This window comes from Cupriavidus pauculus (assembly GCF_022179805.1).
Classification (GTDB): domain Bacteria; phylum Pseudomonadota; class Gammaproteobacteria; order Burkholderiales; family Burkholderiaceae; genus Cupriavidus; species Cupriavidus pauculus_E.
The window spans coordinates 130,606-151,336 of sequence record NZ_BPUO01000009.1 but is presented as its reverse complement, the minus strand read 5'-3'; the positions used below and the strand labels follow the sequence as shown (position 1 = coordinate 151,336).

Here is a 20,731-nt window from a genome sequence, read left to right as displayed (position 1 = left end):
AGTCATCCAACGCTCCATACAGTGGTTTAAACGCGATGCCTTCGTGTTTCAGAGTGAGCACCATCCGTCTCTTCATACAATGCTTCGGACGGTTCGGTGGATAACGTAGGAATGGTTCCCAAAGTCTTCATACTGCGCAGATTCACACCGGCTCGTTAGTCGTCGGAAAGGATCGTATGCGATCAAACAAGGGCATCTCACTGCCTGTCTATCTGTGGATGCTGTTCGGGTCGATCGTCGTGGTGGTCGGCGTGCTTGCCTGCGGCGTCAACTACTGGATGACAAAGGCGGCGCTCGAAACTGCGACTTCTGATGCGACGCGGCGGATTGGTTCGGACATGCTCGATGAAGTTCATGAACTGTTGGCGCCCGCCGAAGCGGCGGTCAGGCTGGTTCGCCACAGTTCTCTCGCTAGTGCGCGTAACCACGACGAACGCATGGCGCGTCTTGCCCTTGCCCGCGAAGCGTTGGAAAGCGCGCCAATCTTGCAGGCCCTGTTCATCGGCTATGCAGACGGGGCATTTTTCTACGTTCGACCGCTGCGTAGCGCCACGGACCGTACCTTTTTCAACGCTCCCTCCACGGCGGCATACCTAGTACGCAGCGTCAATCGAAATGGCGGGTCACCGAACGGACGCATTGATTTCTTTGATAGCGAGTTAGTCAATATCTGGACGGCGGACGATACCGATTATGCCCTGCGCTACGATCCGCGATTGCGCACGTGGTATCAAGACGCCATTGCCGCCGATGCGCCGGTGCGCACGGAGCCTTATATATTCTTTGCCAACCATGAGGCGGGCGAATCAATTGCGTTCCGCACGCCCGACGGGCAGGCGGTTGTGGGTGGGGACTTCGACTTCGAGGCGCTCGGCAAATTACTTGCCAAAAAGAAAGCCACGGCGAACACAGTCCTAGCGTTGCTCGACAGCGATGGCCGGGTGATCGGCATCGATCGGAAGCTGCCCGAAGCATCCATCGCGCCGGACGCGCAGCGAGACAGCCTCCTCGCGGCTCCGGCGGATTACGGTATCCCGGTCCTCACCGCGATGGCGCCGCGCTCAAGCGGCCCGCCCACACTGGGGCACGCCATGCTGTCGGCTGGCGGGCGGCAGTGGTACGCCACGACAAGCACGATCCTGGCTGGAGCCGGCAAGCCGTTCTATCTGCTATCGGCAGTACCAGAAGACGAACTGCTGGCTAGCGCGAGACGGCAGGCGGTGATCGGCATGGCGATTACCATCGCTATCGTACTTCTTTCGATGCCCGTACTCTGGATCGCGACGCGTCACATTGCCAAGCCGCTAGGCTTGCTGGCCGATGATTTATCGGCTGTCCGAAAGTTCGATTTTGACCATCCGCTTTCTGTACACACGCATATCAGAGAAATAAACACGTTGGTGCGGGCTACGGAGCAAATGCGCCAGACGATCCGCCGGTTTCTGGTGATCGTTCAGGCTATCTCGGCGGAAGGGCGTCTGGAGCAGTTGCTACCGGTGTTGCTGAAGAAGACATTGAACGAGGCCGGAGGCGCCGCAGGCGTGTTCTATCGGGTCGATGACAGGAATCTCGTCGTCGCGGCAGCGCAAAATCGATCGGGCGAAGCGGTGCCGTCCGACCCAGTGAAGCTAAAGTGGGATCAGGTGCCTCCACTTCTGCGCGACGCCCTGCGGCACGGCCAGCCGCAATGCGGGTATCTCCGCAAGGGCGACTGCGAAGCCATTGCACCGCTGGCGATGTTGAACGAAGGAGAAAGCCACGCTGTCGCGATTCCGCTTGTTAACCGCCAGCGGGAGTTGCAAGGCCTGATTCTTATCCTGCGCGAGACGCCGATGGAGGCATCCCAGCTGGCATTCTTGACCACCCTGTCGAGCCTTTTTGCCGGCGCAATCGAAGTGCGAGAGTTGACGCGCGCCCAGCGAGAGTTGTTTGACGCGTTCATCCGCCTACTGGCTGACGCGATCGACGCCAAGAGTCCGCATACAGGAGGTCATTGCGCCCGCGTTCCCGAACTCGTCAAGATGCTGGCGGAAGCCGCATGCGAGGCCAAGGACGGACCATATCGGTCGTTCTCTATGACAGAGGGTGAATGGGAAGCCCTACATGTCGCGGCGTGGCTGCATGATTGCGGCAAGGTCACCACGCCCGAGTTCATTATCGACAAGGCGACCAAGCTCGAGACGCTCTATGACAGGATTCATGAAGTTCGCATGCGTTTTGAGGTGCTCAAACGCGAAGCGGAGATCGACTGTCTGCGTGGCATCCTTGCCGGCGACGACTCGAGGACGGCAGAGACGCAACTGCAGCAAACGCTATCCGAACTGGATGAAGATTTTGCTTTCGTGGCGGAATGTAACCAAGGCGGCGAATCGATGGACGAAGCGCGTAGGGTGCGTTTGAAGAAGGTGGCGACACGCACATGGACACGCACGCTTGATGATTGTCTCGGGGTGTCACAGCAGGAACTCGGCCGCAAGCGGCACGATGCAGCTCCCGCATTGCCGGTACGTGAGCCACTGCTGTCGGACAAGCCGGAACATTTGATTCCACGATCCGCGGCTGACCGTATTCCTTCGGACAACCCTTGGGGATTCCGGAGAAACGCCCCGGTATGTCTGTACCAGCGTGGGGAGTTGCACAATCTCATGGTCGCCCGTGGCACGCTATGCGAGGAGGAGCGTTACAAGATCGAAGACCACATCGTGCAGACGCAAGTCATGCTGTCCCGATTGCCGTTTCCCAAACACCTTCGCCAGGTGCCTGAGATCGCAGGCAACCATCACGAGAAGATGGACGGCACCGGATACCCCCGGCAATTGCGCCGGGAGGAGATGAGTCCGCTGTCAAGAATGATGGCGATTGCTGACATTTTCGAGGCGCTTACAGCCGCGGATCGCCCCTACAAGAAGGCGAAGACCTTGTCAGAGTCTATTGACATTATGGCGCGCGCTGCGAAGCAACAGCACATCGATGCCGAATTGTTCGAATTGTTCCTGCGCTCGGGTGTGTATCAACGCTACGCACAGAGGTTCATGCGTGAGGAGCAGCGCGATGCAGTAGATGTCGGTCAGTATCTTGAGCGGACGAATTAACGCCCTCTTAAGCAAAGACGGCTGGCGCAACGATCTAAGCGCTATCCTGGCTATCCGTCGAATTCCGGCAGCTGCGCTGGGTGCTTGACTCACGAATCGGGCTCCTAGCCCCGCAGCGCCATCGCGCGCAGCAGCGCGTCGATCTGGCCGAATGCGTCCTGCTGCCACTGCTCGGGGCTGCGGTCACCAAGTGTATGAGTGTTTTCGACGAATCGCCTCACACAGGTTGGGCCATAGCCATCGAAGGTGTCGAACTTTTCGGCGATGTACAGGAAACCCCGCTCGCCGCTGGCATGCCCCAACAACGTACGACATTGCTGTGCCAGTGCCTCAATCCCGCCGGGATAGTGGCGCACGCAATAATAGATATCGTAAGCGTCTTTCTGCTTATATCGGCCTGCCAAAGCATGGCCTTTCATTGCAAGCAGAGCAGGGATGGAACACACCGCGATCTCCACTCGGTTAGTTCCACCATTTGGCATAGTCCCTGTGACCGCAACGAATTCGTTGAACCGCATCGCCAAGTCGGCGCCATCGGCCCGCTGCACCGCAAAGTCGCTAACTAGTGGGGGATCGTTCTTGACGATTTCCGCGTCCCGTGGCATCAGAAAATCGACCACAACATCGATTGCGTCTCCACCATCCTGAGCAGGAACTTGGCGAACCAACTGGAAGCGGCGAAGACCCTCGCGCTGAGCGTATCCATGGCCTTTGAGTGCTCCAATCAAGGTCGCATACTCGCCGTCGCCAAGGGCCTCAGCATCCAGGCTGAGGTCCACGTCGAGCGTACCCACATGAGGCATTTCCTCATTGGCCAGCAGCAGGCGCCACCTATGACTGCGAACTTACCCTTGAAGCCGCCGAGGATCTGCCCGATCTCGATCAGCACGGACTTGACGGCTGCGGTCGTACGGTCTTCGTATTCAGCAGCCGATTGGGGTTCCTGCGGTGTCATTTGTGCCATGAGAGTATTTCTTGCCGCAGGTGCTCGGCCGCCTCGGCACCTCGTTCACCCGCAATTGAGATGTCTAGGTAGGTCTGGATTGGGCTAGTACAAATCGCGCCCAGCTCGGGTTCCACTACGTCGGCAAGCAATCCCATGTCTTTCGGCATCGTAACGACCACGTTCTCACCCTTCGTGGCAGGCTCGAGTTTCAGCGCGGCTTGCAGCTTGCGCAGTCCTGCATAGTCGGCGAAGAAGTAGTGCATCCCGGTTCGGGCGTACGGAGCAAGCCATTGCGCTGCAGAAAAGGACGCGAACGCGGCGCGTCCGGCGTCCCTCGCGGAGCCCAACGCTTCACGGGCCGCTCCTTCGAGCGCGCTGCCATGCAACGTCGTATAAAAGCGTAGCCTCTCTCCTGACGGCGCGGCGTAGCTATCCCGCCATGCATCGAGCATCGCGTCGGGGTCGGAGATAACAAGACCCTCTTCCGTAGCACGCGCCCACTCCCGATCAATCAACGCAGTGCGCACATTGCTAACGTGCCCGACGCTTACTCCGGAGAGATCGGACAATTCGGTAACTCGCCATGCATGGCCGACGTCGCGCAACATGGTGCGTAGCACCTGCGCCGACTTGTGCTTGAACAAGGACTTCAGTTCGCGTTGTTCGGCCGCTGGCTTATCTGACACCGTGCGATCAATGAAGACACCGCCGAAGCTAATCCGAGCGTTGCCAACCAGGTCGAGGTAACCCACCTCCATCTCTTCGCACATTTGCCGAACGGCAGGCGAAATGTAGGGCGCGATGAAAACTGGCGTCGCCAAGGGGGCTCAGTGCGAGAGATAGTCGCGCAGTTGAAGCAGCGCCTGACGCGCGTGCCGAGGCTGTCCGCTCGATTTGTACTCGCAAACGAGCAGGTGCTGGCGGCCGTCGACTAGCAGTCGCGCAATCAAATCGGGGCGCCGGGTGGCCTGCGTCGCTTCGAGCTCGATAGCCTCTACCTGCACAATGGGGACCTTCGAAAGCAAGTTCCGCAGTGCGTCCACAGCACGGCTCTCTGCCTCTTTCATGGGAGCGGGGTCTTTCAGCATTCGTTGAAAGTGCCACATTGGATGAAATCCTGCCCGTATTTCATTGGAAATGCGTGTTTCAGCATTCGCTGAAACGATCAAATTAAGTGAAATAAATCTAAAAGAGGCTTATTAGTAACTTATTCGGGTGTCGCCATTGGTGGTCGATCGTGTCGAAGGCGCGGCGCAGGAAGGCACGGTTGTCGGGGTGCGTGACATGGGCAAACAAACGGGCGGACTACACATAAAGGTCGGACAGAGCCGGGCGCGGAAGCGCTGCGGCCACCCGGTTGAGTCCGGCCAGGAACCGTCGGGCGACATGCTTGCCTTGATGGCACACAATCCCGAGATCGCGTAATCAAATAAATCGCCATGCAACGACATACCCTGTATGCATACGTAGATGGCTCAGACCTAAACGACGTCGTTGCAGGATCGCGGAGGAACTCCTGGCGCTTGCTGCCGCCCCGGACTGGGTCTTCTCACGCCGGCTCGCCGTGAATCAGAAGAGCATGGGAGTTGGCGGGCACTCGGATGATTTGCCGGGGCTCGACCGTCCTGGCCGCCGGGTTGCCTGCATGGCAGGGATACTTGAACAGAGTCGCAAAGCCGCTGAACTATCGGCCTTGGGCGGTTCTCAACTTCGCGACTCCCGCCGAAGCCATGCCGAAGAGATCAAAAATTTACGAACTGGTGTTGCATCTCAGACTTGAAACCGCCCTTTAAAGTATGGGGTCCGTAAGAGACTCAATCAAATGATCGATCATGACGCGCACCCGCGATGGCAGGAAGCGATTGGGCGGATACAGCAGCCAGACCGGCCCCATGTACGCCCGTGCTTCGAATTCCCAGTCTGCCAGCACCTGAACCAGTTGGCCGTGCTGCAAGCCATCCGCGACAGCGAATTCGGGCAAGGCGGCGATTCCGATCGACTGTGCGGCGGCGTCCAGGCGGGCGCCCACGTCATTGGCGAGGTAACGGCCTCGGACTTGCACCGTCTGGCTCGCGCTGCTGCGGTGGAAGGTCCAGCGGTTGTCGTCGACGGTTTCACCGAGGTACAGGCACTCGTGGCGGGTCAGGTCGTGCGGCGTGGCGGGTGTGCCGCGGGCGGCCAGATAGGCCGGTGAGGCGCATAGCAGCCAGCGCGCGTTGCCCAGCGACCGCGCCGCCAGACCTAACGGTGGTGAACGGGTCAGGCGGATTACGATATCGACGTCGTCGCGTAACGGATCGACCTCGCGGTCGGTAAAGATCAGTTGCACGTCGATTTCCGGCCATTCGCGCAGGAATCCGGCGATCAGCGGGTGGATGACCGCCTGCGCATAGCCGATCGGCGCGCTGATGCTCACTCTTCCCTGCGGCGCGCTCATCAATTGGCCGGCGACATCCACTGCGCCGGACGCCGCGCCCACCATGTCGCGGCAATGTCGATAGACCTGCGCGCCCGCATCGGTCAGCCGCACGCTGCGGGTCGAACGTTCCAGCAGGCGCGTGCCCAGTGCTTCTTCCAGCCGCTTGATCTGCCGGCTGATCGTCGATGGCGTGCTGCCGAGCTGGCGCGCGGCCGCGGAGAAATTTCCGGCGTCCACGACGCGGGAGAACGTGGCCATGTCTGGCAACAAGGCGAACAGCTCGGTCTGGTTCATCTGTGCATTCACGACATAAAAGCTGTGCAGATGGACCCGATTATAGTTTTCCGCGCAATACCCGACAATCTAGCGTGTTCAACGCCAATACGCTCCTGCCATGTCCAACCGTCTACTGTGGATTTCCGACCTGATGCTGCTGGCCGTGGCCGTCGTATGGGGGACGAGTTACGGCGTCGCCAAGATCGCGCTCGCGTTCTACCCGGTGCTCGGCCTGCTCGCGCTGCGATTCGGCATCACGTTTCTTGTGCTGTCGCCGTCGTTGTTCGCTTTGCGCGGGGTCAAGGCGTCCACGCTGGCGGGCGCGCTGGGCTCCAGCGTGCTGCTGCTCGGCATCTTGATGGCCGAAACGTTCGGGGTATCGATGACGCACGCCTCGAATGCCGCGTTCCTCATCAGCCTGTGCGTCGCGCTGACGCCGTTGGTGGAATGGGTGCTGCTTCGCCGGCGGCCCCTGCCCATAGAATGGCTGGCCGTGGCGCTGTCGCTGGCCGGTGCCGCGCTGGTCAGCGGTGGCGTGTCGACGCCCACCCTGGGCGATGCGCTGATGCTGCTGGCCGCCCTGCTCCGCGCGTTGATGATGTGCGTGACCAAACGTGTGATGCGCGATGCCACGCTGGCACCGCTCACCGCCACGGCGATCCAGTCTGGCATGGTGGCCCTCGGCAGCATCGTCATCGCGGTGGTGTTCATGCCCGCCCAGTGGCAGCCGCTGCCCGCGCTCGCCGGGCATGGCGCATTCTGGGCTAGCATCGGCTACCTCGTGCTGGCCTGCACCCTGTTTGCCTTCTTCGCGCAGAACTTTGCGGTCAAGCGCAGCAGCCCGACGCGCGTAGCGTTGCTGATGGGCGGCGAGCCCGCCTTCGGTGCGCTGTTCGCGTACGCGTGGCTCGGCGAGCAGCTATCGGTGTGGGCATGGCTCGGTGGCGGCCTGATGGTATTGGCATCATTGCTCGCCACGGCACCCGGGTTCCAGCAGCGCGCTCTCGCCCGGCCCGACCGTCTCGATGAAATCCCGCACGTGGCCCCGAATGAAATGGTCTCCGCGCAGGCTGAAGTGCGCCTATAACGGCGGAAACACGTCGCCCGCGTCGATGATCGCGAGGTCGGTATCGCGCGCGGGATCCACGGCCAAACGTCGGACGATGGCCACGCCGAGGCCCACTGCCACGTAGACCTTGCTCACGTTGACGTCGGTCGCGCGCGCCACCACACGTGGCTCCAGCGCGCGGATGAAATCCTCGGGCGCCCTCGATTTCCCGAATTCGGTCATGGACGACGCGTGACCGGTTGGACTTTGGTGTTAAAGCCTGTCCTGACCGACTATGGCGGTGGTCGCGACGCGAACGATGCACTCCGAATTAACACCTAGGTCGGATAGACGCGAGCCCACGAGTTCTGGCAAAAGGACAGCTTTTGCGTCGGCGATTTGCTTCTGGCCAGCGCCTCTTCAAGATTCGACCTTGGCCAGCCCGAGTATGGACAATATAGACCTGCAAACAGCCATCGCTTGGACAGAAGCGCTAGCTGCCGGGCCAGAAGCCGAGAGGATTTCCCAGTGTGCGCCGTCTCTGGCGCTCAACCGATTCCGTGCGAAGCTCGCAGGCATACTGGTCTGCGCCCCGGGCCAAGACGATTTTCTGCCGGAAGCACACAGCATTTCGGCAGAAGGCTACGAGAGATTCTCCATCCAGTCGCCTTGTGTTCCACTCGCAGAAGCACTGGAACTTCTCCAAAACGAAGAAGGCCCGGACGTTTTGGCGTTTGAGGCTGAAAGCGACGCCACCCATAACTCCGGCTACACGATAGAGCATTTGCTCTGCGCGCGGATGCGCGCTGGCGGCGAGACCGTTGGAGTGATGTTCGTCAGGCGAGGCAAGCGCTTCGAAACGGCCGAGCGCTCAGAGTTGCGCTTCCTCTGCACGCTCAGTGCGTCCGCGCTGCAGAATGCTCGTCGTCATACAACAACGGACATCCCTTTCCAGGTTCGCGAGATCCTCAACACGAACATTCTGGGTATTCTGATTTGGGAGCGCGGCGGCAAGATCATCGAGGCAAATGAGGCTTTTCTTCGCTTTCTCGACTATGTCGGCCATGAAAGTTCATTCCCGATGTCCCTGGACGCGCTAACGCCCGATGACTGGAAGCCGGCAATCGACCGCCGGGAAGCCCTGTTCCGATCCGGTGGCATTCTCCCGCCGTTCGAGCGCGAATTCTTCCGCCGAGACGGTAGTAGAGCCCCCGCCTTGGTCACTGCAACTCGTCTTGGCGAAGGCGCCCACCGGCGGGTCACGTTTGTCCTCGATCTCACCCACCGAAAGCAGACCGAAGAAGCGCTCGCCAAAACGAAGGCTGAGCTCGCACACGTCGCCAAGATTTCCGCCCTCAGCGCCCTCACCGGTTCCATCGCTCACGAGATCAATCAACCGCTTACCGCCATCGTCGCAAATGGGTCGGCTGCCATGCGTTGGCTTAACCGGCCGAGCCCTCGGGTTGACGAAGCCCTGGAATCTGTGGAACGCATGGTTCTGGATGGCCATCGAGCTGGTGCCGTCATTTTAGGAATTCGGTCTCTCCTGAAAAAGCATCCCGGCAAGACAGCGCCCATCAACCTGAATGAGCTGATCGAAACAACGGTACGACTGTTCCGGCACGATGCCGCGCGATCGAAAGTACAAATCACATTGGAGCTGGCGCCCAACCTACCGTCTCTTGATGGTGATGCCGTCCAGCTTCAGCAATTGCTCGGTAACCTGTTTGTAAACGGAATCGAGGCAATGTCGGATTTGCCTTCGGAGGCGCGGTCGATGACCATTCGCTCGACCTCCGAAGGCAATTGGGTCCAGGTCTCTGTCCATGATGCAGGCATGGGACCAGACCTTCAGACCATAGACCGCATCTTCGACCCCTTCTTCACAACAAAGGAAGAAGGGCTCGGCATGGGCTTGAGCATCTGCAAACTGATTGTCGACGCCCATCAAGGACGACTTTGGGTTAATCGCGCCGACAACGGACACACCGTTTTTCGATTTGCCCTACCCGTTGGAGCAGCCGAAGCTCTTCGTTCTTGAACGCTTCTGGGGCTCACTGTCGAATTTGACTGCTGCGCGGACGGGCAGCCAGGCCGAGAAGTGTACGAAGCGAGGACATCTGCGTCCGCATCCCGGGAGGCATAGTGATCCCTACTCAAACATTTGACCTCTGCCGCCCGCGCGGCGGTAACGTCGACCAAGCCACCAGAATTCTGAGGTTCTTGGTAGCCGACTGACCATCAAGACGCCAATTGGGGCAGCCAAGACCACACGTGTCATTTGGGGGATGGACTTCGAGCAAGAACGAAGCGACATGCCCATCGACATCTTCAACGCTGCCGCGTACGACGCCAGTGGCGGCCGCGTCTTCAACAAAATCGGCACCTTGACTTATATGCCGCCAATCACGACGCGGAGCCTCGGTGGCTTCGCACAACTTCAACACAAGTTCAATGAGCAATGGTCCACCGAAGGCAGGCTTCGCTACCAGTACGCACGGGCGAGCTTTGACGACTTCGTGCCGCTATCCCAGTCCCGCCTGGCAAATCCCGCAACGGTCAAGGACGGGTCGGTGGATTACAGTGCCGTACTTGGCAATATCGGCGTCGCCTACAAGCCGGTCAAGAACCACGAGTTCTACGCCTCATTCAGCCAGGGCGTCAATTTGCCCGAGTTCGGTCAGCTTCGGCCGGCGGGATGCCGCAAGCTACACGACGTTGGACCTAATCAGCGGCTACCAGGTCACGAAGAAGGACCCCGTCACGGTGGGTATCCAGAACCTTCTGAATCGCTACTACTACCCGCTCTACAGCCGGCTACTGCGCAACAGCGACAACACGAGCCATCTGCCAGCCGCCGGCATTACCCTGACGGCCAGTACAAGCATCGCTGGTAGCAACTAGGCGGGAGGCATCTCCCGCCCTCGTTCTCCCGCTGCGCTCCAACACCAACGGAATCAGATCTTCTTGCGATCGCTGACCACGACGAGCGCTTGCGCCTGGACTTTTCCTACCGAACGCGATCTGTGCGGGATGGACGCATTGAAGTAGAGCGAGTCGCCGGCGCTCATCCGCACGGTGCGATCGTCAAATAGCACTTCCATTTGCCCGGATACCACGAAGATCAACTCTTCGCCGGCGTGGCTGGCCATCGGCTGGTCTTCGGCCAGTGTGAATGGCGGCAGCATGATGAACGGCTGCATGGCCTTGTCCGGCCGTTCTGTCGCTATCGCCTCATAGGTGTATCCCTGCCGCTCAGCCGATGGACTGAACGGAATCCGGTCGCCCGCTTTCACGAGCAGGATCTCCTTGGCACGCGATGCCTTGGAGATCAGTTGATCGACCGTTACCGACAGCGCTTCAGCGAGCTTAAGCACGGTGCCGATCGTCGGCGACGACAGCCCGCGTTCGAGCTTGGATAGATAGCTCTTAGTCAGCGACGCGCGCTGCGCCAAATCCTCGAGCGTCAGGCCGTTCAACTTCCTCAGTTCTGCCAGGCGCTCGGCGATGCCGGTTGCCGCAGGCTCCGCGCTCACTTCTTGCTTTTTCGTCATCCCAGAACCGCAGTTTTCATGCGCCTGCACAGGCGCTTCCATGGCCCGCGATTGTACGGCCCCCACGCGCCCCCGACAACTTAGTTGCACACATGACACTTTGGTGTCATTATAGACACACTTGTTTCCATCCCTGCTTTAAAAAAGCGCCCCCTAGGAGAATGCAAGTGAGTCCCTGCCGCCCCCGTTGTCGTGACCTGCCCGTGGTCGCGCTATCTGCTGCACTGTTGTCGAGCCTTCCCCTTGTCGCTCACGCGGCAGAGTATCCAGACAAACCCATCACGCTGGTCGTCCCGTTTGGCGCGGGCGGCATCACAGACCTCGTGGCCCGCGCCACGGGCAAGGCGCTTGCCGAGCAACTCGGTCAATCGATCGTCGTGGAGAACCGTCCCGGTGCGGGCGGCAACATCGCGGCGGACTTTGTGCGGCGCGCCCGGCCGGACGGGTACACGCTGATGTTTACGACGGTCGGCATACTGGCCGTCAACCCGCATACCGATGTCAAGGTTAACTTTGACAGCGCAAAAGACTTCACCTACATCTCGCTGGTGGGCTCGACACCGCATCTGGTGGTGGTGAATTCGGACGTTCCTGCAAAGACTCTCCCCGACATGATCAAGCTGGCCCAACGCAAGCCGGACGCCGTCAGCGTCGGCACCGCTGGCGTCGGCAGCTCGCCCTATCAGGGGATGCGTGTGCTGCAGGACGTGGCAAAGGTCGAGTTCCTTCACGTGCCATTCAAGAGCGGCGCGGAGTCGGTCACCAATGTGGTCGCGGGACAGGTAAACATGACCTTCGAGGCGACGCCTCAGGTCATGCCGTTCGTGACCTCAGGCAAACTTCGCGCCCTGGCCGTGGCAAACCCGCGGCGACTATCCACCGCGCCCCAGGTGCCGTCGACGGCCGAATTGGGTTTCCCGACCGTGGTGTCAGGCTCGGTCGCTGGCCTCATCGGTCCAGCAGGGCTCGATCTGGCCATTGTGAAAAAGCTCAACGCCGCTGTCGCCACGACAATCGCGAATCCGAAGTTCAAGGCAACGTTGGTGGCGCAAGGCACAGAGCCACTCGGCTCGACACCTGAACAATTCCGCACCCTGATCGAGCAAGAAGATCAACGATGGTCCGCGCTGCTCGGCGCAGGCGATCGAGCCAAATAAACACACGCATTCCCAACACTCTCCCGCACATCCCTAAAGGACACACCATGGCTGACACGATGCAACTGAGCAAGGGCGAGATTGTTACCGCCTCGCTCCAGAAGATGCAGACCGAACTCCGGGCTGACAAGATGCCGCTGCGCGAAGCGGTCGCGGAAACCTGCCGAATCCTGTTTGCTTTTGGGCACGACTCCGGGCTCTCGGGCCAAATCACGGCACGTGCCGAAGCGCCCGGCACGTACTACACCCAGCGCCTTGGCCTGGGTTTCGACGAAATCACGTCGGACAATCTGCTGCTCGTCAACGAAGACCTTGAAGTCCTGTCGGGCAGCGGCATGCCTAACCCGGCCAACCGCTTCCATTCCTGGCTCTACCGCGCCCGCCCGGACCTGAACTGCATCGTGCATTCCCACGCGCCTCATGCCTCCGCGCTGGCGATGCTGGAAGTGCCGCTGACCATCTCGCACATGGACACGTGCGTGCTCTACGATCAGACGGCTTTCCTCGAAAAGTGGCCTGGCATTCCGGTGGGCAATGAAGAGGGAGAGATCATCTCCACAGCGCTCGGCCACAAGAAGGCGATCCTGCTCTCGCACCACGGCCTGCTGGTTGCCGGGGCTTCGGTGGAGGAAGCCTGTGTTCTGGGCGTCATGTTCGAGCGGGCAGCCCGACTTCAGCTACTGGCAATGGCCGCCGGCGAGATTCAGCCGATTTCTCCGGAACTGGGCCGTGAGGCACAGCGCTGGGTGAGCACCCAAAAACGGTTCGAGGCAACCTTTGCCTACTATTCGCGTCGCGCCCGTCGTGAACTCGGTGCGAATTGACCGCGCTACACGGTAATCCACAGTGAGGACCGATTGCGTGGCTGCCCATCCCAGGATCACCTCTCGGAAGCGTGGCACCAGGTCTGGATTGACAATACCAGTGTGTACGAACTGGAGTCAGGCGCAGCGGCACCAGCGTCTGGGCAAGCGCTTCGCCCACGACCATCAGCGGGATGGGAACCAGGCATCGCACATGAATGCCAATGTCGCCAAGCGTGGGCTCGTCAGGCCCACCAGGCAGCATTCGCCCCGTGGACCATGCCCAGATGACCAGCGGTAGCCAGCACAATGCTGTAGAACAGCAGGTCGTTGCGGATGAGGGTAAATTCCAGCCCCTCCACCATGCCGCGATATTCGGTGCCTTGAGAAATCGCGCTCATTGCCAGCGTTTGTTGCGGTTCGCCTCTGGGATCAGGCTAGCGTCGAACATGTTGCTCGTGGCTGGCAAGCGCAGCACCGGGTGGCTGCGCAAATCGACCTGCAAGCAGCGAAGCCACACGCATCCGGTTTGCCGGATCACCCGTCACCACGACCAGTCCATGATCCACTGCCTGCTGCCAGGAGATCCGTCCTTCCAGCAGGCCTCGGAGTACCTGCTCTCCCGTGACCACTACAACGTCCCCCTCGGCAGGGCCCGCATCGTGGTCGGCATGAACATCAGCCTTGCGTTGCCCGACCGGGACATATCGTGTCCAAAGCCGTGTTTCGACAAGCAGCAGGGAGGTAGGCGGCAGCTTTGATTTGACCGACGTCAGTCGCTGCCCCAGCATGTGGGCCGCATCGTCCGATCGCAAACGGGCTTGCATACCCGTCAGATTCTCCGGAGGCGGCAGCGCACCTCCGGAGAGCGCGTCGTTCATCGCAAAAGCGACGCCGATCGACGCCGGATGGGCGGCCCCAACTTCGTCACCGAGAACAAAGTCGGAACCACATGCCGCTCCCTGGCCCGGGACCAGGGCCAGCGCGCCCGCTACGAGCACACCGGCTAGCACAGTCGATTTGGTCTTCATGGCGTCACGATGTTGAACCAGAACGGGAAGGAATCCAGCAGACCGAGGAACTCGCCAAGTGCTTCGCGGCGGCCTTCCACCTTCATGTCGCCCTTTGCGATAGCATTTTCGATCGTGGTTTCCTTGAGCTGGATGGAATCGAGAGTCGCCTTGGACAAGGTGATTTTGGCGTCTGCCTGCGGCAACGGCTTACCGTAGTTCAGGACCGCATTCTCGACCGCCAGCCCATATTGTTTCTTGAGGTCGGTGAAATCGAGGTTCAGGGCGATCTTCTTGCCCGCAGCCTTCGGGCCATTCAGACGCACGGAAAGATAGTCGAACAGCATCTCGGGCGGCATCGCCTTGATGGTGTCCGGGCTTGCCACATCGGTGCCGCCGGCCTTGGGCACGCCATTACGCAGTTCATATGCACCCATCAGGTACACGGAACGCCACGGACCACTTTCCGCCTGATAGCCGAGCTGCTCGAGGGAATCGGCAAGCAGGTCTTTGCCCGCCTTGCTATTCGGATTGGCGAACACTACCTGCTTGAGCGCCTCTGCGGTCCAGCGATAATCGCCCTTGTCGAAATCCGCCTTGGCACGTTTCAGGATGGCCGCTTCACCGCCCATATACTCGACGTACTTCTTCGCTGCCATTTCGGGCGGCAGGTTGTTCAGGTCCGACGGATTACCGTCATACCATCCCATGTACCGCTGATACACCGCTCTCGAATTGTGGCGCAGCGTGCCGTAGTAGCCTCGGTTCGGCCAGAACTTGTCGAGCTCCGGCGGCAGCTTGATCATTTCCGAGATCTCTTCGCCCGTGTAGCCCTTGTTCATCAAGTTGACCGACTGGTCGTGGGTGTACTTGTAGAGATCGCGCTGCTTCTTCCAATAGTCGATGATTTTGGCATTACCCCACATCGGCCAATGGTGAGCCTGAAACTTGAAATCGACGTCCTTGCCGTATGTATCGATGGTTTCGTTCAGGTAGCTGGACCACTTCAGTGCGTCGCGTACCTGCGCTCCGCGCAGTGTCAGAATGTTGTGCATCGTGTTGGTCGTGTTCTCGGCCATCCACATGCCTTTGAACTGCGGAAAGTACGTATTCATCTCGGCTGGTGCCTCGGTGCCAGGTGTCATCTGGAACACCATTTTCACGCCATCCACGGTGACCTCGGTGCCGGTCTTGCCGATGATGTCCGTGGGAACGATCAGCCCTGCCGTACCCGTGGAGACCGTTTGTCCCAGGCCGCCATTCACCCCGCCACGATCGTTCCGAGGCAGGAGCGCACCATACATGTACACGGCACGACGACCCATGGCGTTACCGGCAATGACGTTTTCGCTAATCGCATGCTCGGTGAAGCCCTCTGGCGCGAAGATCTTGACCTTGCCCGATTTGACATCGGCCTCGTTCACCACGCCTCTCACGCCACCGTAGTGATCGATGTGTGAATGGCTATACACGACAGCCACGACAGGCTTCGAGCCAAGATGCTGCGTCACGAAATCGTAGGCTGCCTTCGCTGTCTCTTCCGAGATAAGGGGGTCGAGGACAATCCAGCCTGTGTTACCTTGCACAAATGTCACGTTGGACAGGTCGAAGCCCCGAACCTGGTAAATGCGATCCGACACCTTGAACAGGCCGTTCTGCATGACTAGTTGCGCGTTTCGCCACAGGCTCGGATTTACTGTGTCGGGGGCCGGCTTGTCGATACTAATATATTGTTTGTATGCCTCGAGATCCCAGACAACGTCGCCTTTGGCGTTGCGTATCGTCAGCTTGTCAGGCTTCGCAACAAGACCACGTTGCGCGTCTTCGAAATCCGCCTTGTCATTAAAAGGCAGTTCGGTCAGGACGGCAGCGTTTGCCGCCTTTGTGGCCGCCGTTGCTGGCTTGCCCCCTATCGGCTGAGTTTGCGCCCAACCCAATGATGTCCACCCCATGGCAAGCGCGCCAGTCAAGACGAGTACGGCCTTCATCGCTATCCCCCTAAGAAGTCCCTCCAAGTGAACGGATGGTCTCCCAACATCTGACACGGCAGAAGTGAATCTTTTCTTGTTCGTCTAAAGAGTTTTATGGAATTGCACCTCGGGAAGAGTGAGGGAGTGCATCCAGGCGGTCGACCACCACAGCCAACGTGAAAATTACCGGTCTGACGACCTACGCCGGGGTCCTCTCCTTGCGTTGGGCAAGACCTATATGCCAACGCCAATTCAGTTAGATCAAGAGCCGAAAATATTCACTTCCGCCAAGGGCCCGCCGCTGCAAGCATGTATGAGGGCCAAGCCGCCCGATGCTGCACGGATCCGGAGAGTTTGCGCGACATGTTGAAGGTGGCGGCGGCTGCCACGGCGGATGGGACAACGACTACCACCCGTCGCGACGGCCTCAGCGGCCACCGCGACAGTGGCTGTGACCTCGGCGGTGATAGGGTCGATGGTGCGATCGGTGCCGCCCGGGTGCGTGTCGGTCCACTGTGGCGGCATGGTGTACCAGCAATGTGGCAACACTTGGTATCAGCCGCAGGGCTCGCAGTTTGTCGTGGTCAATCCACCATACTGAAAAGATGGCGGCATAAGTTAGCTGTGGCAAATACGAGAGGTACCCAAATGACCGGTTCACAGAATGCCTCCGCGCGGCAGGACTTCGGGCGCCAGGCAAGACAACACGTCAGACGCTCTCAGCACGCAAATATCGGCGACACCAAGCGTGATCCGATCGAACTACTGAAAGCTAACAGCGCTGGGCGGGTTGAGGCGCTGGTACCGCTCCGATACGGCCGGATGTCCGTTTCGCCTTTCACATTCTTTCGAGGCAGTGCGGTATTGCAGGCACACGACCTCGCGGGTACCGTCAACACCGGCATCATCCTTCCCATTTGTGGGGACGCACATTTATCGAACTTTGGCGGCTTTGCGACCCCGGAACGACAACTCGTCTTCGATCTGAACGACTTCGACGAAGTCGCTCCTGGCCCCTGGGAATGGGACCTGAAGCGCCTCGTGGCAAGTTTCGCCATCGCTGGCGATCATATGGGCGTTGGCCGCGGAGCGATCGCCGAATGCGTGTCGACTGCGGTGCAGGAGTACAGCGACAGAATGTGCGAATACTCGGAATCCAGTTCACTGGATCTCTGGCACGAAGTCATTACCTTCGACCGAATGATGGACCGTGCGGTGAGCGACGAAGGCCGCGAATTGATTGCAAAGACGAGCAAAAAGGCGACGAGTCGGACCAACGAAAGCGTTTTAGCCAAGATGGCGACCTTGCAGGATGGCCGCTGGACCATTCAAGACGCGCCTCCGGCACTGTTCCACCCTGGCGGCCCAAACACCTTGCTTGGTAGCGAAAAATGGGCCGACACCGATGCATGGAAAGGGAAGCTCGCAAAAGCCTTTGACGCCTACGTGCAAACACTACCGTTTGACCGGCGTGCGCTGATTTCACAGTATGAGCTTCACGACATCGCATTCAAGGTGGTCGGCGTTGGCAGTGTGGGTACGTTCTGCCTTGTCATGCTGTTCATCGACTGCCACGACAATCCCCTTTTTCTGCAAGTCAAAGAGGCGCGGTCCTCCGTCATTGCCACCTATTTTCCCGCAGCCGGCCCCTCACATCAGGGAGAGCGCGTCGTAGCTGGCCAGCGCCTGCTTCAGGCGGCGAGCGATTCGTTTCTAGGGTGGACGACGGGCCCCGCCAATCGTCACTTCTATTTCCGGCAGTTGCGGGATATGAAGGTGTCGGCAGAAGTGGAGCGCATGAGCAATACCGTCCTCAAAGGTTATGCGCGCATGTGTGGCTGGGCGCTAGCCCGCGCCCACGCGAAAGCGGGTGGAAAGGCCATTGAGATTTCATCGTACATCGGCAGCGGCGAGCGTCTTGCTGATGCGCTGGTCGAGTATGCCTTTGCCTACGCTAAACAAAACGAGGTCGACTACGGCCTGTTCATGACTGCGTGCCGAACAGGCAGACTAGAGGCCCGTGGCGATGAAGAGTTTGCGCAGGATTTTCGGGTGTGAATCCGACCTGGCGCAAGAGCGGCGCTTTGGGCGTTCTGACGAAGTAGCCGGCGGCCTCCACTTATGACACTGGTTACGCGCTTGGTCATCACGAGATTGAACGGGCGGTGGTTTGTGACCCCGATCAACAGCGATGGTTCTAGCGGGGAGCCTTGCCCGTTCGAGGACGCGACGGCGGCGCTTGCATATACAGCGGCAACTTATCCCGGTAAGCCAGTCAGCCAGCCGAGAAATTCGGTCGACGGAAGACCCTTGAAGCCGGCCCGAGTATGGTTTCACGTCTCCGAGGACTAGTTATAGAGGAAGCGCGGGGTAAATCCATTCTGTTCGAAGGCGAAGCGGCACGAGAAGCTTGCGGACGACCGCCTTTTGTCAGGTACCGGTAGTCGGATCAGTGAAGGGTACGCGTTCGCGATGGGTCGTCGTGAGACTGCCGAGCATATCGGCGGCCAGCCGGTCTTCCAAGGCCCGGCAAGAAAGGACGATTCGGCTTGCACACTGAATGGCCGAGACCAATCTGCCTACCAGAACTACTGATCGTAGAGGCGACTAGGCCGTGATGACACGCCTACAACGCCGTTGAAGAGCCAACGCCATCCAATAGTTCGAGAAGTAATAGGTTTAGGAGCTGCCCGCACGTGCCCGGCAATGTCCATCATTTCATGCTGTCGCGAACTTCTTGCAGTACCTGGTCGAATTCGTCGACTCGGATCAGGCCTAGACGTGGAAAGTCGAGATCGACGATGACATAGAGGGCCGCAGCCAGCGTGACCGCGAATAGCAACGCATGGAGCCAGTTGCGTGGCCCCCGTCTCGCCATTCCGTACCCGGCAACGAGCGCCCCAACCCAACTCAGCGCGAGCAGTAGTGCGTAGATCACGCCAGGTGGATGTTCCATCGTAGACGCGAGCCGGGTCGATGCCGTATCGAATGCAGCATTGAGTGCCGGCAGCAGCAGCATAGTTGGCGCCGTGGTCGAGGCACGGGCGGACTCTTCGACTGATCGTTCCCACAGGCGATCACGCTGCTCACTAGCGCCCGCGAGAGCTTGCGCAACCCGCTCGCGATCGGGAACGGCCCGATACGCCTGGAGTCGAGCATCCAAATATCGCCGAAACGTATCTCGAAGCTCTTCACGAGCGTGTGTGGGCAGCAGATCGAGGCGCAAGTACGCGGTCCCAATGTCGTTAGCTTCCTGGACGATCAGAGTCCGCCTCCCCTCGAATCGGCTCGCCGCTCCCGAAAACGTGAAGGCGATAAGCAGACCGAGCAGCGCATAAATGGCGCTTGTGACCGCACCCACCCCATTACTCTCCGGTTCCCGGCCAGCATTGACTTGCCATTGCCACACCAAACGGCCCACCTCCATGGCAACCAAGATGCTGAAGAACAGTCCGACGGCCAAGGCAATGGCGCCGAATATCCCGGAACCATATAGAAGCGATCCCATATCTGCCTTCCCAGTAGTGAACACGGCTTCTCAGTGTATATGCAGGCTTCTCCGAGATGGAAGCTACCCCCAATTTCAGCGCACCTAAAGACGCCATGTCCATTGGGCGAAAGTCCATTTATAGCTTGCCAGACGATGCAGCCTTTGGTGCACGGTATCGGCCCCAACGTAACCTGCAGCTCAACGGTCTTCGAACAAAGGCGCCAGATCAGCTTTCGGCCACTGGCATCCATGTAGCTGACTGACGGAAATGGGTCGGCAGTTTGTCTCCCACCCTGCAACCCACGGACGGAGTCCGGCCATCAAGCTTGAAATTATTGAAGGCAAAGTTTGTAATACACATGGAAGATGTCGGGGATGAGTCCGCCGGAGCGACCCACGAGTAAGCCCCTAACTTTTGACCGCGCAAGGATGAAGCCCCACGCCAATCCAAGCACCCCGGCAGCAAATGAGCCGATCAGCATGCCAATCTTGGCAGCGCCGACGTAACTCTCGTCGCTGAACGCCCGCATGGCGATAAAGGTCGACATCGTGACGGGTCGCCTGGTTTTGGCGAAGCCAATCAACCACTACTCTGAACAGTGTCTGATTCTGGCTGATGGACAGAGGCGCCCCATTGCATAGCGCCCAGCCTCGTGGTGCAAACGCAAAAGAGCAGAGCCTGATTTCTCCGAGATACGGATCCACAGTCGACCTCCTTGGTGGTTGCTTCCGACAAAAAAGGACGGGCGCCCCGATCTTGCGCGCACATACAGGTGTTTTTCCACAGCGCGCCAGTCCGCGTGTTGTTTTTGCCCTTTTCGACAAATTTTTGTGGGGCAAATCCTACGTTTCTCTTTTCCTTCCCATGCTTTGGTAGGTAATGCGGCCGTTCTGCGTGCCGCGCCTGAAGTTTTCGTTTATGTTTCCGACTTGTAAGCGGACAGAAACAATTCCGCCGCTGCCATC

15 protein-coding genes and 5 pseudogenes are annotated in these 20,731 nt (G+C 59.4%); 9 read left to right on the top strand and 11 right to left on the bottom strand.

Annotated features, from left to right (window positions below):
- Nucleotides 1-176: 176 nt before the first annotated feature.
- Nucleotides 177-3,092 carry an HD domain-containing phosphohydrolase gene (locus tag MFF62_RS19975; RefSeq protein ID WP_238264865.1) on the top strand — a complete coding sequence of 972 codons (2,916 nt, stop codon included), beginning with the start codon at nucleotides 177-179 and terminating at the stop codon, nucleotides 3,090-3,092.
- A gap of 104 nt (nucleotides 3,093-3,196) precedes the next feature.
- Here MFF62_RS19975 and MFF62_RS19970 read toward each other — a convergent pair.
- A pseudogene (locus tag MFF62_RS19970) lies at nucleotides 3,197-4,056 on the bottom strand (nucleotidyl transferase AbiEii/AbiGii toxin family protein).
- Nucleotides 4,044-5,126: pseudogene (locus MFF62_RS19965) on the bottom strand (hypothetical protein). Before MFF62_RS19965 ends, MFF62_RS19970 begins: the two co-directional pseudogenes overlap by 13 nt.
- 561 nt (nucleotides 5,127-5,687) lie before the next feature.
- Between MFF62_RS19965 and MFF62_RS19960 the strand changes: the two are divergent.
- A pseudogene (locus MFF62_RS19960) lies at nucleotides 5,688-5,818 on the top strand (IS30 family transposase); the annotation flags it as partial.
- A gap of 9 nt (nucleotides 5,819-5,827) precedes the next feature.
- Here MFF62_RS19960 and MFF62_RS19955 read toward each other — a convergent pair.
- Nucleotides 5,828-6,751 (bottom strand): LysR family transcriptional regulator, encoded by a 924-nt coding sequence (locus MFF62_RS19955; protein ID WP_238264864.1) that lies wholly within the window; start codon nucleotides 6,749-6,751, stop codon nucleotides 5,828-5,830.
- Between the two features lie 100 nt (nucleotides 6,752-6,851).
- Here MFF62_RS19955 and MFF62_RS19950 point away from each other — a divergent pair, with 100 nt between their 5' ends.
- A complete protein-coding gene (locus tag MFF62_RS19950) occupies nucleotides 6,852-7,820 on the top strand; it encodes a DMT family transporter (RefSeq protein WP_238264863.1) in 969 nt (322 codons plus the stop codon).
- On the opposite strand, the gene MFF62_RS19945 is transcribed toward MFF62_RS19950, so the two are convergent.
- Complete coding sequence (locus MFF62_RS19945; RefSeq protein WP_238264862.1) at nucleotides 7,815-8,024, bottom strand: hypothetical protein; 210 nt, start codon at nucleotides 8,022-8,024, stop codon at nucleotides 7,815-7,817. The two genes, MFF62_RS19950 and MFF62_RS19945, sit on opposite strands and share 6 nt — an antisense overlap.
- A 205-nt stretch (nucleotides 8,025-8,229) precedes the next feature.
- On the opposite strand from MFF62_RS19945, the gene MFF62_RS19940 reads away from it, so the two are divergent.
- Nucleotides 8,230-9,822 (top strand): sensor histidine kinase, encoded by a 1,593-nt coding sequence (locus MFF62_RS19940; protein ID WP_238264861.1) that lies wholly within the window; start codon nucleotides 8,230-8,232, stop codon nucleotides 9,820-9,822.
- A 274-nt stretch (nucleotides 9,823-10,096) separates the two neighbouring features.
- Entirely contained in the window at nucleotides 10,097-10,678 is a 582-nt protein-coding gene (locus MFF62_RS19935; RefSeq protein WP_404990792.1) for a TonB-dependent receptor domain-containing protein, read from the top strand.
- Nucleotides 10,679-10,738: 60 nt separating this feature from the next.
- Here MFF62_RS19935 and MFF62_RS19930 read toward each other — a convergent pair whose 3' ends face one another.
- Nucleotides 10,739-11,377 (bottom strand): helix-turn-helix domain-containing protein, encoded by a 639-nt coding sequence (locus MFF62_RS19930; RefSeq protein WP_238264860.1) that lies wholly within the window; start codon nucleotides 11,375-11,377, stop codon nucleotides 10,739-10,741.
- A gap of 161 nt (nucleotides 11,378-11,538) precedes the next feature.
- On the opposite strand from MFF62_RS19930, the gene MFF62_RS19925 reads away from it, so the two are divergent.
- Nucleotides 11,539-12,492 carry a Bug family tripartite tricarboxylate transporter substrate binding protein gene (locus tag MFF62_RS19925; protein ID WP_238264859.1) on the top strand — a complete coding sequence of 318 codons (954 nt, stop codon included), beginning with the start codon at nucleotides 11,539-11,541 and terminating at the stop codon, nucleotides 12,490-12,492.
- A gap of 47 nt (nucleotides 12,493-12,539) precedes the next feature.
- Nucleotides 12,540-13,316, top strand: coding sequence for an aldolase (locus MFF62_RS19920; protein WP_238264858.1), 777 nt, complete (start codon nucleotides 12,540-12,542; stop codon nucleotides 13,314-13,316).
- A 224-nt stretch (nucleotides 13,317-13,540) separates the two neighbouring features.
- Here the strand turns inward: MFF62_RS19920 and MFF62_RS19915 are convergent, their stop codons facing one another.
- The 3 genes from MFF62_RS19915 to MFF62_RS19905 are packed head-to-tail and all read right to left on the bottom strand — an operon-like array spanning nucleotide 13,541 to nucleotide 16,293.
- Complete coding sequence (locus tag MFF62_RS19915; protein ID WP_238264857.1) at nucleotides 13,541-13,696, bottom strand: hypothetical protein; 156 nt, start codon at nucleotides 13,694-13,696, stop codon at nucleotides 13,541-13,543.
- A 36-nt stretch (nucleotides 13,697-13,732) separates the two neighbouring features.
- On the bottom strand, nucleotides 13,733-14,326 hold the full coding sequence (locus tag MFF62_RS19910) for a hypothetical protein (protein ID WP_238264856.1): 594 nt from the start codon (nucleotides 14,324-14,326) through the stop codon (nucleotides 13,733-13,735).
- Complete coding sequence (locus tag MFF62_RS19905; RefSeq protein ID WP_238264855.1) at nucleotides 14,323-16,293, bottom strand: alkyl/aryl-sulfatase; 1,971 nt, start codon at nucleotides 16,291-16,293, stop codon at nucleotides 14,323-14,325. The genes MFF62_RS19910 and MFF62_RS19905 overlap by 4 nt, the downstream gene beginning before the upstream one ends.
- Before the next feature lie 344 nt (nucleotides 16,294-16,637).
- Between MFF62_RS19905 and MFF62_RS19900 the strand changes: the two are divergent.
- Both MFF62_RS19900 and MFF62_RS19895 read left to right on the top strand, forming a co-directional pair.
- Nucleotides 16,638-16,876 (top strand): annotated as a pseudogene (locus tag MFF62_RS19900) (hypothetical protein); the annotation flags it as partial.
- Nucleotides 16,877-16,923: 47 nt separating this feature from the next.
- On the top strand, nucleotides 16,924-18,333 hold the full coding sequence (locus MFF62_RS19895) for a DUF2252 domain-containing protein (protein ID WP_238264854.1): 1,410 nt from the start codon (nucleotides 16,924-16,926) through the stop codon (nucleotides 18,331-18,333).
- Between the two features lie 655 nt (nucleotides 18,334-18,988).
- Here the strand turns inward: MFF62_RS19895 and MFF62_RS19890 are convergent.
- The 3 genes and pseudogenes from MFF62_RS19890 to MFF62_RS19880 all read right to left on the bottom strand — a co-directional run.
- Complete coding sequence (locus tag MFF62_RS19890; RefSeq protein WP_238264853.1) at nucleotides 18,989-19,783, bottom strand: bestrophin-like domain; 795 nt, start codon at nucleotides 19,781-19,783, stop codon at nucleotides 18,989-18,991.
- Between the two features lie 314 nt (nucleotides 19,784-20,097).
- A complete protein-coding gene (locus MFF62_RS19885) occupies nucleotides 20,098-20,313 on the bottom strand; it encodes a hypothetical protein (RefSeq protein ID WP_238264852.1) in 216 nt (71 codons plus the stop codon).
- 49 nt (nucleotides 20,314-20,362) lie between these two features.
- A pseudogene (locus MFF62_RS19880) lies at nucleotides 20,363-20,470 on the bottom strand (phage tail protein); the annotation flags it as partial.
- Between the last annotated feature and the right edge of the window lie 261 nt (nucleotides 20,471-20,731).

Coding starts and splice junctions, on each gene's coding strand:
- MFF62_RS19975 (WP_238264865.1), top strand. CDS start 177: ATGCGATCAAACAAGGGCATCTCACTGCCTGTCTATCTGTGGATGCTG.
- MFF62_RS19955 (WP_238264864.1), bottom strand. CDS start 6,751: ATGAACCAGACCGAGCTGTTCGCCTTGTTGCCAGACATGGCCACGTTC.
- MFF62_RS19950 (WP_238264863.1), top strand. CDS start 6,852: ATGTCCAACCGTCTACTGTGGATTTCCGACCTGATGCTGCTGGCCGTG.
- MFF62_RS19945 (WP_238264862.1), bottom strand. CDS start 8,024: ATGACCGAATTCGGGAAATCGAGGGCGCCCGAGGATTTCATCCGCGCG.
- MFF62_RS19940 (WP_238264861.1), top strand. CDS start 8,230: ATGGACAATATAGACCTGCAAACAGCCATCGCTTGGACAGAAGCGCTA.
- MFF62_RS19935 (WP_404990792.1), top strand. CDS start 10,097: ATGCCCATCGACATCTTCAACGCTGCCGCGTACGACGCCAGTGGCGGC.
- MFF62_RS19930 (WP_238264860.1), bottom strand. CDS start 11,377: ATGGAAGCGCCTGTGCAGGCGCATGAAAACTGCGGTTCTGGGATGACG.
- MFF62_RS19920 (WP_238264858.1), top strand. CDS start 12,540: ATGGCTGACACGATGCAACTGAGCAAGGGCGAGATTGTTACCGCCTCG.
- MFF62_RS19915 (WP_238264857.1), bottom strand. CDS start 13,696: ATGAGCGCGATTTCTCAAGGCACCGAATATCGCGGCATGGTGGAGGGG.
- MFF62_RS19910 (WP_238264856.1), bottom strand. CDS start 14,326: ATGAAGACCAAATCGACTGTGCTAGCCGGTGTGCTCGTAGCGGGCGCG.
- MFF62_RS19905 (WP_238264855.1), bottom strand. CDS start 16,293: ATGAAGGCCGTACTCGTCTTGACTGGCGCGCTTGCCATGGGGTGGACA.
- MFF62_RS19895 (WP_238264854.1), top strand. CDS start 16,924: ATGACCGGTTCACAGAATGCCTCCGCGCGGCAGGACTTCGGGCGCCAG.
- MFF62_RS19890 (WP_238264853.1), bottom strand. CDS start 19,783: ATGGGATCGCTTCTATATGGTTCCGGGATATTCGGCGCCATTGCCTTG.
- MFF62_RS19885 (WP_238264852.1), bottom strand. CDS start 20,313: ATGTCGACCTTTATCGCCATGCGGGCGTTCAGCGACGAGAGTTACGTC.